Below are 12,921 nucleotides of genomic sequence, written 5' to 3' on the forward strand. Positions count from 1 at the left end.
TATGCAAACTTCGAGGGGTGAGAGGCTATTCGCGGCAGTGCTGACGTTTTTAACCGTGGGTTCGGTCGTCACGCTGACCTATTTTCTGCTAACCTCCAGCGCAACCTACTCAACGATCGAAATCAACTCGCAGCAGCTAGAGAACTGATTAGAGAGCTGATTAGAGAATTGAGCAGTCAGACAGGCGATCGCAGCAGAAATGCCTGATGAGGAAATGGCAACACTAGAGCATAACTCGGAACTGCTGTGCAATCCGTTCTTTGAGGGCTCGAAGGAGCAGGGCATCAGCTTCAATGAAGCCGGGAAGGAATATCTAAAAGAATATCTAAACGTTGTTTGTGATGCCGTTGTAAACGGAATTGACGAAAGCGACTTCAGCGACGCAGAATTTGACCCAGCGATTGACCTAACTTTCGTCCTGGTTGAATCGTTGCGATCGTCTCTCTTCGGGGGGAAAATCGCCATTCTGCTCCAGGTCGAGCCGCCGCATGCGGAGTCGGGTTTCTTCCATCAGACGACGATTTGCCGCTAGCAGATCTGCGACTAAGCCAAACATCCAAAGCTGAAACCCAATCAAAATTAGCATTGCTGCCAAAATCAGGCTGGGGGCACGCGATCGAGTGGGATCCACCAGCCAAAACAGCAGCAGCCAGCGCAAGCCCAGCAGCAAGCCCAAGCTAAACGGTACACTTCCTAGCAGCAGGAAGAAGCGCAGCGGCTTGTACAGCATAAAAATCCGCAGGATCGTAAAAGACGATCGCATGACATAGGACGGAATGCTTCTGACCAGCCGCGATCGCCGCAGATTTGGATTCGTGCGAATGGGAACAGACACGATCGCCATTCCTTTTTGTCCTGCCTGAATAATCGTCTCTAGGGTATAGGTATAGCTATTGAAGACGTTGAGCTGCATTGCCGCTTCTCGACTAAAGGCGCGAAATCCGCTCGGCGCATCGGGAACCCTAGTATTGCTGGCAAGGCGCACCATATGGCTACCTAGATTTTGCAGCAGCTTTTTAATGAAGGAGAAATGCTGAGTTTTCCAGATCGGTCTGGCTCCGACCACCATATCTGCCTGCCCCAGCAGAATCGGCTGAATCAGCTTGGGAATATCTGCCGCGCAGTACTGATTGTCTGCGTCAGTGTTGACAATAATATCAGCTCCTGCGCGGAGGCTGGCTTCCAGGCCTGCCATAAACCCTTTTGCTAAGCCCTGATTGATAGGAAAGCTGACAATGTGATCCACACCGCAGGCTTTTGCCACTTCTACAGTGCGATCGGTGCTGCCATCATTAATTACTAGCCATTCAATTTGGTCAATTCCCGGAAGCTGGCGCGGCAACTCAGACAGGGTCATACCCAGTGTGCGCTCCTCGTTGTAGCAGGGAATTTGAATGATCAGCTTGGTCATGGGCATTGCTCCCGTCAGGCACTTTCCCACACTAGAGATCCCTGTCCCTGCGGTCAAGTTCCCCAGAATTCCTTAAGACAGTCGTTATCCAGGAATTGGCAAACCAGAGCCTCAGATCAAAGGGCTGTTTGGCAGTAGGGCTAGCATTGATAATGTCATATTGCGTCATCAAATCAGCGGTTTGCTGCCATTGCTCAGGCAGAATTATGCGAAGCTGCACTTTGCTTTCGGTTTTGTCCTGAATTTCGTCAAATCGCCACCTGCAGGAATTCTCGCAGCAGCTCGTCTTTGAAAAAATAGATTTATTGAGAAACAGTTGATACGTTTGGATCAGCAATCCTACTAGTATTGACTTCAGGATAAAACCTGCCTTAATAAAAGACGAATTCCGTAAAAATGCTGGCCTAAACCGTTCTGATTGAAGAGTTGACAAAGGGGAAACAAATTCTCCTAAGACTAAGGCAAAGTGGTGATAGTAACGGATGTTACGCGGAGACAATTATCACCTGATGAGTTATGCCTGATGGGTCATGTTTGAGCAGACGCTTTTTTGCGTGCTGTTTTCTGAAGTTAGTCGTCTCATCTATTCACTCCACTCACTTTAGATATGAAAACAACGCTTCTTTCTAGTCTTTTTGCGGCTGCTACTACCCTTGCGGGCGTGGTGAGTGCCACTGCTCCGGCAACTGCTTTTGCCTGGAATAATTCTTGGACTCAGCCCTCTATTCAGGGAAAGAGTCAGACCGGGTTCAACGACGCGCCTTTTCAGCAGTTCGTGCAGCAGGAACGAATTGCAATCCCGAATAGCGGTCAATTTTTGCTTGACCCTACCAAGCTGAAGCTGAAGTATGACCACGATGTTTCGGTGTACTTTATTAACGAGGGTGCAAGCTTTCGCAACCAGCTCGCCTATGAAGCAACGGGTGCCACTAACCAATCAGGCTTAGTGTTCAGAGATATTGCCTCGCCAGAGGCTATCATGCGGGAAAATAGCGGTCCCCTGAAGCTCGGCGACGGGGTGCAGATCGGCAAGATCTTGGGGGGCACTCAGCTTGATTTCTGGCTGCGGGCAGATGGACGAGATCTGCGCGAAAACGCCAACATTTTTGGAACGCAAACCCGATCTAACCCAGACGGACTTCAGCACGTTGTTGCCTATGCGTTTGGCAAATATCTGATGCTGGGTTTTGAAGACCTGTACGGTGACCTGTGGGCAAAGGGTGGCAAAAACCAAAACTCGGATCGTGACTTCAACGATGTGGTCTTTGTTGTAGACATCGGCGAAGCGAACGTGAAGGATCTCACCAGCGTTCCTGAACCCTCGATGCTGCTCGGTCTACTGGGCTTGAGTGCTGCGGGAGCACTGGGACTCCGCCGCCAGAAGGGTGACTCTGTTCCTCAATCAGCTCCGCAGGAGTAACATCTCCCTGATTCCTGAGCCTTCTGTTTAGAGCACTGTTTCTCTTAAATTAGAGCACTGTTTCTCTTTCTCCTAAAAAAGTGGAGAGGCAGTGCTTTTTTCATTTCATTCGCATCCCGATCGTCCGTTCTATGTTTTTGTAGCCCTTCAGCATTTCCTACAGCCTGTTAATTCACGATGCCCTGCATTGCTAACCGGGCTGTGCCATAAGCGGCTTCAGTTCGAGCGGCTGCAAACACCGGAACCTGCAATTGGCGCGATCGAATTTGGAGCCAGACTTGATTTGCTGCGCCGCCGCCTGCGCTGTGAACATACCGAAGTGGGGTGGCTCCCAGCTCCTGAAGTAAGCGATAGCCTTTTGCTTCAATCCGGGCAATGCTCTCCAACAGCCCGTGCAAAAATTCACTGGGGCGATCGGGCCTGGGTTCCAGGCGGGGAGCTAGCTGAGGGTCGTTCATGGGAAATCGTTCGCCCGGTTTTAGCAGCGGATAGTAGTCCAGTGGGCTTTCCTGGGAAGGGTCGATCTCCTGGCTCAGTTGCACCAGCTCCTCTGAGCTAAAAAATTGCTTTAGCACTGCTCCGCCCGTATTTGATGCACCTCCCACCAGCCATCGTTCGCCCAATCGATGACTGTAGATTCCGTATCGGGCATCTTCAATTCGGGTATTGCTGAGCAGTTTCAGAACCAGCGTTGAACCGAGGGAAGTGACAGCTTCTCCTGTTGCCTGGACACCGCTTGCCAGAACTGCTGCGATGCTGTCGGTAGTTCCGGCGCAAACCTGGCAATGGGGCGGAAACTGAAATCGATCGCATAGTGCAGCTGTGACTGGGGCAATCGGCGTGCCGGGAGGCAAAACTTTGGGCAGCTCAAACGGCATAGCTGGAGTTTGCAGCCAGTCTGGATAACGCAGATTTTCCACGTCATAGCCGAGCTTGAGCGCGTTGTGATAGTCGCTGATGCCGATCTGCCCGTGTAGCCAAAAGGCAAGCCAATCTGCCTGATGTAAAAAGTAACGTCCTGAAGTATTCCGAAGCTGGCGATGCGAAGCAGTTTCCCCTTCGGCGTAATTGAACCAGAACAGCTTTGCCAGGCTCGATGTAGCACTGATCACCGTATGGTTGGGCGGCGCGATCGACTTCACTTGCTCCAGCACGACTGACCCGCGATCGTCGTTATAGAGCAGAGGCGCCCTAAGTGGATTTCCGGTAGCATCGCTAATTAAAACGGTGGAAGATGTGCCGTTAATGGCGATCGAGGCGATCGTGTGCCTGAGTTCCAGGGGGATCTGTTGAAGCAAATCAAAGAGCGTCTGTTGCCATAGCCCAGTCCAGTTCGAGCAGATTGCCGGGAAGGGCAAGCTCACCGACGATCGAATTTCCAGTGCAGGATCAAGGACGATCGCTCTTGCGCCAGAGGTTCCGAAGTCGATTCCTAGGGAGTGAGGCATGGGGTGTGAGGGGATGGAGAGGTGGGGCGTGAGTTTGTTCTGGGGTTGGTTATAGGGCGATCGGGGGCTTGGGGCTATGCCAGGGGTGGGTGGCTTCGAGTTGGGCTGCGAGGGAAATGATAGTTTCTTCGGCGGCGGGGCGACCGATGAGCTGAATGCCGACCGGTAAGCCGGATTCGGTGAACAGGGCGGGGAGGGCGATCGCGGGCTGCCCAGTGGCATTGATGGGAGGGCAGGGGGCGATCCAGTTCATAATTTGCTGGAGGGTTTTGGTGGAGCTGAGCGATTTCCATTCACCGACGCGGATGGTGGGATGCAGATACACGGGAGCAATGACCGCATCATAGGGACTGAAAGTTGCCACAATTCGACGTGCTGCGGTTTGCATCTTAGAAACTGCCTGAAGATATTGCCCACTCGATCGCCGTTTTGCCTGCCGCAGCAGCCAGCGATTGAATCGATTCAGCACCAGCCAGGGCACGCCTACATCAACGCCTGCCTGCCAAACGGTGACTAAGGGTTCGATGATGTCGGTAAAGTTGAGGGTCACGGGTTCGATCGCGTGTCCCCACTGTTCTAATCGTTGAGCGGTGTCTAAAACTGCCTGTTTGCAAAGGGGATGGGCTTCGCCGATCGGCGGAAAATCTGTGATGTATGCAATTTTGCAGGATTGGAGCGATCGATTTGCTGCCGCTAAAAAGGAAGGATTGGGATCAGGTAGCCAGTAAGGATCGCCCACTGTGTAGCCTGCCATCACGTCCAGCATTGCCGCCGCATCTGCCACGGTTCGCGCCAGAGGTCCATCGACGGCTAAGCCGCTAAGCCGATCGCCCACAGGAGCCAGCGATACGCGACCGCGAGATGGTTTGATACCGACAATGCCGCAGCAGGCAGCCGGGCCCCGAATTGATCCGCCGCCATCTGATCCGTGAGCTACTGCACAAAGACCTGCCGCGATCGCCGCAGCTGCCCCGCCACTGGAACCGCCAGCCGTGTAGTCCAAATTCCAGGGATTGCGGGCTGGGGGAAATCCAGGTGGCTCGGTGTAGGGAGTTGAGCCAAGCTGGGAGGTTGCCGTTTTACCCAGGAGAATGAATCCGGCGTTTTTAATGCGAGTCACTACCCCAGCGTCTTCCTTTTCGATCCGATCGCGAATCACGCGCAGCCCATAGCTGCAAGGCACGTCTGCAACTGCCGTTAAATCTTTGATCGCCGTTGGCACTCCAAAAAAAGGCGGCAGCTCCTCGGCGCGATCGGTTTGCATGAGCTGAGCGGTTTTGGCTTTGGCGTCGCTGAGGGCGCGATCGACTGTGACAGTAAAGAAACTGCCTAACTGGGGATTGAGCCGCTCGATCCGCTCTAGATAAAGCTCGGTGAGTTCGAGCGGAGAAATTTCCTTGGCGCGAATTAGCCTTGCTTGATCGATCGCGGACGTAAAAGCCAAATCAACGGAGTTCATACAACCAGCCTGAAACGGGGTTAACGCTGACTTTAGCAGTGAACCCAATCTTCACCCACAAATCATCTGCCAGATTAAGGATTGGTTGGCGATCGAGGTGTGCCAGGAGGCGGCGGGGGCAGCGGCGGCTGATTGGGATTGGGCTGAGCCGGGCGAGGGGCAGTTGTTCCGCTAACGCGATCGGGGAAGGTACATTCCACCGTAATTTTCAGATTGCACCCCATGGTTCCTGAGGCAATGTAGGGAATTCCACCTACGCCGCTGACATTAACGCCAAACTCTAGCGATACTTTTTGCACCTCTGCAACTGCCAGATTGCGAAAGGCATTCAGCGTATAGGCAGTGTAGGTGCGAATCGTGGTTTGCAGCTGCTGAAATCGCTGATCGGGCGTGAGTGACGGAGTGCCAAAGATGCGAGTCGATCGCCGAATGTCATCTCCCAAGCCTTTGCCGCCCGATCGCGTTTGTTCTTCGGGTTCCTCGTCGGCGAATGTACCAGGGTCACTGGAGACGGTCGTATCTTCGATCGCCTCAATGTAAATCATCGTGCCGTCGCTGAGCTGAATCGGGACCAGTTGCGCCATGAGATTTCTTCCTGCTGTTCTCTTATAGCGATACCCATTTAGATCAAGGCAGTGTACAGGGGTAAAACCCCTGCGGGGTGGCGCATCCTCTATGCTTCTCCTGCTCGAACTAAGCCGGAAATCACCGATCTAGCCTGGAAACCACTCATCTCTCGCCTCTTCCTTAGTGTTGGTATTGCGGGAAGGCGTTTTGCGCTCGAAGTTAAGGTGAACCGATCGCGTTTGTTCGCCATCAACGGCAACGGCCAAAATCGGAAAATCAATCACACCGTCCTGGAAAGACATCTGGAAACGGAATGTGCCGTCTGGATTGAGCTGCACTGGGCGACCTGCGATCGTGACGGTAGCATCGGGTTCGGTTGCGCCATACACAATCAGTTCGGCATCGGCAATCAGCCAAAACTGACGCGGACGCATCGGCGGCATAGAGGCAGAAAAGCCTACGCCTGACATTCCCATGCCCGACATCGTGTACATTCCCGCGCCCGACATTCCCATTACTCCCATGCCCGACATCGTGTACATTCCCGCGCCGGACATTCCAATTCCTGACAGTCCCACACCTGACATTCCCGCGCCCGACATCCCCACGCCGGACATTCCTACACCGGACATCATGCCAATGCCAGATTCGCTACGGGCTGACAGTCCGGCTCCCGATGCAAACGAGCTGATTGTCTGCTCAGGAACCTGCTGCATTGAGCCGTAGAGCGATCCGGCGACGCGCTGTGCCTCTGCAGATTCGGTCAAGCCAAAGATGCGATCGTAGATAGGGTTGTTAAAAGTTTTGCGTTCACCCGGCGGCACAAGCTCCAGGAACGCTTTGTCGCGCAGGTCTGCCTGCCAGTCAATCGTGAGAAACTGCTCGGAGTACCAGTCCGATGGATAAACAGGTGGGATGCGAATAGGCTGCGATCGCGCCAGCATCATCCAGCGTTCGTCTTCAGCGACATAGCCAATTTCAGCGATATAGTCTCGATCGCTTAGCGGAACCGGAATGTGCCAGTTTCGCGCCATTTCATCGCATTCGTACTGCTGAAGGCTATGGGGATTATGGCGATTGGAATCAATATTGGTGACATCATAGAACCGAAGGGCAAATCGACTGCCGCCCTGTTGTCGAGCCAACTGCTTTTGCTCTGCCGGAATGTCCCAATAGGCGTAAGCCCACTGCGGGTCGCGGGGCAGCAGCACAATCCGACTTTCGCCATAGCCTCCGGGCAGATCGGGCAAATTTGCGTCCACGGTTGCCAGTTCTTCGCTCGACAGGTCAGACTGCCCCATGTAGAACTTGGCTGCCTCGATCGTCGACTGCAATTCTTCTTCCTGGGTTTCTTCGATCGCTAGGCGCGACTGAGCCACAAACATTCCGGCGGTAGCGGCTGCTACGGGAATTGTTGCATCAGGTGGGGCAGCGGGGTTGGGCGACACCGGGGAGGTGATCGTTGTTTCAGCCCCTTCTGTGGCGTCTCGTTCTGCAAGCAGTTCGGCTGCCATTTCCTCTTCGGCAACGATAGCTTCTGGAAATTGCGCTACTGCTTCAGGTGATGGAAGTGCTACGAGTTCGGCTGCCATTTCCTGGGCCGGCAAGGCCGTTTCTGTGGATTCAGGCAAAGCAGGCTCAGTTTCCAGGGGATTGAGTTCGATCGCATCCGAGGCATTTTCTGACTGATCGCGAAGCTCGGGCAAGCCAAACAGCGCACCCGTTCCTGTTACCAGAGCTGCCCCGCCTAACAAAGCCGGATCGATCGCCGCACTCGGAATCGCCGGATCGATCGCTGCTGAAGGAATTTCTTCCACCATTTCAGGATCGATCGCTGTGATTTCTGTCTTAGCAGGTGGTTCATCAGCAGGCAGGATAACTGCTTCAGAAGACGCTGTCTCAGGTGCAGAAACCTCCCCCGATCGAGGGGCAACCGCTCCACCAGGGGCATCATTCATGAGCTCCAGGCGATCGGCAGAGACGACGGAACCCGTGCGTTGTGCCAGCGTTGTGCCCGTGCTCGATGTGCTTGTCCCGGATGGTGCAGGCGGAATCGCCGGATTGGCAGGACGATCGGAAGCTTCCGAGGGTCTGCGGCGCGATCGCCACAACAGCAGCCCAGCCAGGAGCGCGAGCGGAAGCAGCAGCCAACCTAAACCCCCGGTACGATTCGCGATTGCGATTGCCGGATCGGCTGCGGCAGGTCCTGTGGTTCCTGCGGCTGGGTCTGGGTTAGTTGCGGTTGGTGAGGCAGCTTCCGTGGTTCCTGCCGCGGTGTTTGGCTCTGTGCCTGTTGCCCCTGAAGAAGCAGTAACAGGAACGACTGCGGCTGGCGAAGCGGTGGCGATTGCCGTTGCAGAAGTGGCTAGGCTGGATGCAGGATTTGCCGTTGTTGCCGTTTCCCCGGCTGTTGCTGCAACTGCCTTTGCTTCTGCGGTTTTTGCCTGATCGGTGGTTTTTGCCTGAGCGATCGTCGTCTGACCGATCGGAGCTGTGGCAAATCCCAGAAAGCTTTGAACTGCCGCGCTGGGCGTTCCTTTATAAACGTAGCTTTGCGGCTGAGAGAAGGGATAGCGGGGGTCGTTGGGCAGTGTGCGATGCATCCGTAAGATCCGCACGTTTGGCTCATCTGCCACCTGATTGGCGATCGCATAGCTAATGCCGTCACGTCCTAGCCTGGCGATGACTGCGGCGGTGCTATCCTGGCTGACCTGAGTGGTAGTGCTGCCTGTCTTAAACGGTGCGCCCTGAAACGCTTTGTAGTTGCGAAATGCCTGTCGAGTATCGCTGCTGTCGGGTCGGTCTACGAAGCGGATTCTACCAGGTGCCCCGCCGAGCTGTGACCAATTGGTGATTTCTCCGCGAAAGATGCGGGCGAACTGCTCAAAGGTAATACTGCCCTGGAACGGATTATTAGATCCGACAATAATGGCAATTTTTTCGCGGGTGATGGGTACTTCGACAAGTCCCTGCGCTTTTTCTGCTTGAGTCAAGGGTCGCCCGATCGCTGCCAGGTCGATCGTTCCGTCTAAAACTGCCTTAAGGGCTGCTGCTGTTCCCTCGGTTGCAAGGTTCACTACTGTGCCACCATACTGCGCCTCAAATTTCTGCTTGAGTGCCTGGTTGATCCCTGCCATGCTGTCCGAGCCATCTACTCGAATCGTCGTACCGCGCGGCACTGAATCCAGCAAAGGAAACGAGGTGGGGGCAGATTGCGCCAGGATAGGATCCGTGAAGAGGACTGCCGGAAGCCAGGTGGGGGCAGCGGTCGTCAACAGCAGCGACAGCGTGAAAACCGAGGAAGTTTTACCTTGCAGCATGGATAAAGATAAGGTGAGCCAACCCGATGATTACGTTAACTTTTGCAAAAGATGTGCTGATTATATAGCCCCTTGTCAAGGATTGCGATCGGTTAACGTGCTGCAAAAAAATGCTCATGCTTTAGGTGGCTTTAGCTGATGGCGAGGCCGCGAGCGCGATGCGGGTTGGGCAGTGCTGATATTTGACATTGGCAGAGAAGCAGGCAGCGGTTCCTTTGGAGTTGCGCGAAGCACAAGTCGAGCAGAGGCAGTTTCTCGTTCTTGCAGAAGTGAGCGGCTGCGTCCCGGTTTAAATTCGGGTTTGGGTTCAGGCTCTCGTTTGTCTTCCAAAAAATTCAGCTCCATCAGGCTTAACCATCCCAGAACAATACCGAGCAACAGCAGGGCAGCACCGGACGTAAACAGCAGCAGCGAAAGGGGAATTAGCCGATTTAGCAAAACCAGGGTGCGGAGAGCCAACAAGAGCGTACTGCCTGCACACAGCACCAGCGCACTATTTGCGCTCCAGCAGGCAAGGCGAATTAGCCGATAGTGACGGCGCAGCAGGCGAAGCTGGGCTTTGAGCTGCAAAAACCGCTCTGGGGGAAATAGCCGCAGCCCAGTAGCTGCATCTTCGTACAGAGGCTTGAGTAGCCGCAGTTGAGAGACAATCGCCCTTTGCCGAATTATGAGACCGATCGCAAGGCTGCCGCAAAGTGCCATCATCAGCACGGAGTTCAGCATAAGTTGAATGAGCTGCGAGGTTTGGTCAACGCTCATAGGGAGTTTCCCAAATTACAAAATGAGCTTGAATTACAAAACGAACCTGTTGGTGAGAGGCTGTTTGAATCCTGTGAAAAGGTTCTACATTGCCCCCTGAATCCCTAACTTGGGAAACTTTGACCCCTTAGTAGGAGCCAGGTTTTCTGTGAAATTAACTCGAACCGTTCCTGGTGAGTCAATACTGGAGGGAACTGAGCTTTTTTCTGGCTTTAAAAGCCCCCAGCATTGGAAAATTTAGGGGCAATGCAGGGCATCTACTCCTTTTCAAACCAGTTCAAACGAATTCAAACCAGTTCTAAGAAGTACGAGGCAGGATATTCAACGATATAAAAATAATTTTAGTACAAATGTATTAAATTGATTTCATTTGTGCAGTATGGAGCGAATTTTGGGTTTTGGAAGGATTCTGATTTTGAAAGGATTCTGGGTTGTGATTCAGGAAACTCAAATGAATTTTTCTTGCTAGTACCCGCAGTCTTATCAGCCCTGGGCTGAAATAGAAACAGTGATTACTCCTTAAATTACTCCTTCGGGAAACAGCGAAAAAATTACTCCTTCGGGAAACAGCGAAACAACCGTCGAAAACCCGGAATTAAAGCACGCAAATCAGTATGGCGAGAAACGAAGACTTGATGCCAACATCCGGCGATTCCGGGTCAGAACCGAAAGACTTCAGTAAGCATGATCCGCAGTTTGAGCAGCAGGTTCAGCGGCTTCATCGGCTCACCGTTTATGCAAGATGGCTGATCGTTGGGCTACTTTGGCTGACGATCGCCCCTCTGAGTCTCTGGAGTCTGCGATCGGAGTTTGCGCTGTGGCGGGATTATTTCACCTGGACTGCGGTTCGGTATGGGCTAGCTTACAATCGACTTGCCACCTTTGGGCTGGTGATTTGTCTTGGAATGACGGTTTCAACATTAGTCTGGCAAAGCCGCAATGTGCTTTGGAAGTTGCCCATTGCTGAGCGCAAACGGCTCGAAAAACAAGTGCTGCGAATCCGGCGCAAGGGGAAGAGTCACCCGCTCTGGAAGTGGGTTTGCAGTCGCTAGAGAAACCCCCAAATAAACTCCCAAATAAACCTCTAGATAAAACCACCATGTAATCTCAGGCACCTCGGTTCGATCGCTCCCCTGTTGACGAGTGCCTCCCCTCATGTCCTATCCTCTTGAGGCGGTTGCTTTTCTTTGATTGCTTTTTTAAGGTGGGTGAGTGGGTGATATGGGAAATCAAGTCAGTCTCGCAGAAGTCGCTTATTGGCTGAAGCGGCAGTTTCAACAGGGTCAGTTTCTAAACCGCCCGTTTCAGCTAGCAAGCAGGCTACATCGTTTGCGATGGGTAACATTTCTGGGAATCGGCTTTTCGATCGCCCTGATTCTCAAGTTTCCGATCGCGGCGGCGGCTCAGTCGGTTCAGGCTGCCCGAATCACCAATTCTCCCCCCACCGAAATCCGGGGCGTCTGGCTTACCAATGTAGATAGCGATGTGCTGTTTTCGCGAGACAACCTGCGGCGGGCAATGCAGCGACTCGAACGGCTCAACTTCAACACCGTTTATCCGACTGTCTGGCAGAGTGGGCACACGCTTTACCCCAGCAAAGTCGTAGAAGCCGCAACGAGCATCAAAGTTGACCCCGATCCGGCATTCAAAGATCGGGATATGCTGGCAGAGGCGATCGAGCTTGGGCATAATCGTGGCTTGTCGGTGATTCCCTGGTTTGAGTTTGGCTTGATGGCTCCGGCAGATTCTGAGCTGGTAGAGCGTCATCCGCAGTGGGTCTTGAGCCGGCGAGACGGCAGCCAAACTTTCAATATGCACGGCGAAGATCAATCAGTCTGGCTGAATCCCGCCCATCCTGAAGTGCAAAAGCTGCTAGTGGATCTGGTCACAGAAGTGGTTGAGAAATACGACATCGACGGCATTCAGTTTGACGATCACTTTGGCACACCCACCGAGCTGGGCTACGACAACTACACCAAGCAGCTTTATCAGCAGGAAACAGGCAAAATGCCGCCCACCAACCCCCGCGACACTGAGTGGATGCGCTGGCGGGCAGGCAAAGTTTCTGATCTGATGGTCAAAATCTATTCGGCCGTCAAAACCCGCAAGCCCGACTGTCTGGTGTCTCTGTCGCCCAATCCCAGAGACTTCGCCTATCAGAACTATTTGCAAGACTGGTATAGCTGGCAGCGACTCGGCTTCATCGATGAACTGATCGTGCAGGTCTACCGCACCGACCTCAATCGCTTCCTGAGCGAACTCGATCGCCCCGAACTCCGCCGCGTCCGTGAGCGAATTCCAGTCGGCATCGGCATTCTCACAGGCTTAAGAATTCGCCCCGTCCAGACCCAGAGCATTATCGATCAGGTGCGCGTCACCCGCGATCGACGGTTTGCCGGAGTCTCTTTTTTCTTTTATGAAACGTTGGGCGATCGAGATGGCTCGCTTCAGAGTCTTTTCCCGAATCCGGCCATAAGACCAGGAAGAGGGTAGGAGTTGCCCCACACTGCCCCTGTCAATGTCCTACACTGGGGGGC

At 53.6% G+C, this 12,921-nt stretch carries 10 protein-coding genes and 1 pseudogene; 4 read left to right on the plus strand and 7 right to left on the minus strand.

The genetic code is table 11. The annotated features are described in order from the left end of the window. Position 1 precedes the first annotated feature (1 nt). The gene (locus NDI45_RS20130) at positions 2-148 is read left to right on the plus strand and encodes a hypothetical protein (protein WP_190791515.1); all 147 of its coding nucleotides are present in this window, start codon (positions 2-4) and stop codon (positions 146-148) included. A 258-nt stretch (positions 149-406) separates the two neighbouring features. On the opposite strand, the gene NDI45_RS20135 is transcribed toward NDI45_RS20130, so the two are convergent. Further along, complete coding sequence (locus tag NDI45_RS20135) at positions 407-1,411, minus strand: glycosyltransferase family 2 protein (RefSeq protein WP_348248447.1); 1,005 nt, start codon at positions 1,409-1,411, stop codon at positions 407-409. A 607-nt stretch (positions 1,412-2,018) separates the two neighbouring features. Here NDI45_RS20135 and NDI45_RS20140 point away from each other — a divergent pair. Continuing rightward, complete coding sequence (locus NDI45_RS20140) at positions 2,019-2,831, plus strand: DUF4114 domain-containing protein (protein ID WP_348248448.1); 813 nt, start codon at positions 2,019-2,021, stop codon at positions 2,829-2,831. Between the two features lie 167 nt (positions 2,832-2,998). Here NDI45_RS20140 and NDI45_RS20145 read toward each other — a convergent pair whose 3' ends face one another. The 6 genes and pseudogenes from NDI45_RS20145 to NDI45_RS20170 all read right to left on the minus strand — a co-directional run bounded on the left by NDI45_RS20145 (position 2,999) and on the right by NDI45_RS20170 (position 10,384). Further along, on the minus strand, positions 2,999-4,279 hold the full coding sequence (locus tag NDI45_RS20145) for an FGGY-family carbohydrate kinase (protein ID WP_190791518.1): 1,281 nt from the start codon (positions 4,277-4,279) through the stop codon (positions 2,999-3,001). 49 nt (positions 4,280-4,328) lie between these two features. Next, positions 4,329-5,738: an amidase gene (locus NDI45_RS20150; RefSeq protein WP_348248449.1), complete on the minus strand. Its 1,410-nt coding sequence runs from the start codon at positions 5,736-5,738 to the stop codon at positions 4,329-4,331. Positions 5,739-5,812: 74 nt separating this feature from the next. Then, on the minus strand, positions 5,813-6,322 hold the full coding sequence (locus NDI45_RS20155; protein ID WP_190791520.1) for a CU044_2847 family protein: 510 nt from the start codon (positions 6,320-6,322) through the stop codon (positions 5,813-5,815). A gap of 129 nt (positions 6,323-6,451) precedes the next feature. After that, positions 6,452-7,690 (minus strand): DUF4912 domain-containing protein, encoded by a 1,239-nt coding sequence (locus NDI45_RS20160; protein WP_348248485.1) that lies wholly within the window; start codon positions 7,688-7,690, stop codon positions 6,452-6,454. A 1,119-nt stretch (positions 7,691-8,809) separates the two neighbouring features. Then, positions 8,810-9,625, minus strand: a pseudogene (locus NDI45_RS20165) (substrate-binding domain-containing protein); the annotation flags it as partial. Positions 9,626-9,739: 114 nt separating this feature from the next. Then, complete coding sequence (locus tag NDI45_RS20170; protein ID WP_348248450.1) at positions 9,740-10,384, minus strand: hypothetical protein; 645 nt, start codon at positions 10,382-10,384, stop codon at positions 9,740-9,742. Between the two features lie 635 nt (positions 10,385-11,019). Here NDI45_RS20170 and NDI45_RS20175 point away from each other — a divergent pair. Together NDI45_RS20175 and NDI45_RS20180 are read left to right on the plus strand one after the other, a co-directional pair. Further along, complete coding sequence (locus NDI45_RS20175) at positions 11,020-11,436, plus strand: hypothetical protein (protein WP_348248486.1); 417 nt, start codon at positions 11,020-11,022, stop codon at positions 11,434-11,436. A gap of 169 nt (positions 11,437-11,605) precedes the next feature. Next, positions 11,606-12,877, plus strand: coding sequence for a glycoside hydrolase family 10 protein (locus NDI45_RS20180; protein ID WP_348248451.1), 1,272 nt, complete (start codon positions 11,606-11,608; stop codon positions 12,875-12,877). The last annotated feature ends 44 nt before the right edge of the window (positions 12,878-12,921 follow it).

The sequence above is a fragment of the Leptolyngbya sp. GB1-A1 genome (genome assembly GCF_039962475.1).
In the GTDB taxonomy this organism is placed as follows: domain Bacteria; phylum Cyanobacteriota; class Cyanobacteriia; order Elainellales; family Elainellaceae; genus Leptolyngbya_A.

Excerpts from the sequence above, each read along its gene's own strand:
- NDI45_RS20130 (WP_190791515.1), top strand. The coding sequence starts at position 2 with ATGCAAACTTCGAGGGGTGAGAGGCTATTCGCGGCAGTGCTGACGTTT.
- NDI45_RS20135 (WP_348248447.1), bottom strand. The coding sequence starts at position 1,411 with ATGACCAAGCTGATCATTCAAATTCCCTGCTACAACGAGGAGCGCACA.
- NDI45_RS20140 (WP_348248448.1), top strand. The coding sequence starts at position 2,019 with ATGAAAACAACGCTTCTTTCTAGTCTTTTTGCGGCTGCTACTACCCTT.
- NDI45_RS20145 (WP_190791518.1), bottom strand. The coding sequence starts at position 4,279 with ATGCCTCACTCCCTAGGAATCGACTTCGGAACCTCTGGCGCAAGAGCG.
- NDI45_RS20150 (WP_348248449.1), bottom strand. The coding sequence starts at position 5,738 with ATGAACTCCGTTGATTTGGCTTTTACGTCCGCGATCGATCAAGCAAGG.
- NDI45_RS20155 (WP_190791520.1), bottom strand. The coding sequence starts at position 6,322 with ATGGCGCAACTGGTCCCGATTCAGCTCAGCGACGGCACGATGATTTAC.
- NDI45_RS20160 (WP_348248485.1), bottom strand. The coding sequence starts at position 7,690 with ATGTTTGTGGCTCAGTCGCGCCTAGCGATCGAAGAAACCCAGGAAGAA.
- NDI45_RS20170 (WP_348248450.1), bottom strand. The coding sequence starts at position 10,384 with ATGAGCGTTGACCAAACCTCGCAGCTCATTCAACTTATGCTGAACTCC.
- NDI45_RS20175 (WP_348248486.1), top strand. The coding sequence starts at position 11,020 with ATGCCAACATCCGGCGATTCCGGGTCAGAACCGAAAGACTTCAGTAAG.
- NDI45_RS20180 (WP_348248451.1), top strand. The coding sequence starts at position 11,606 with ATGGGAAATCAAGTCAGTCTCGCAGAAGTCGCTTATTGGCTGAAGCGG.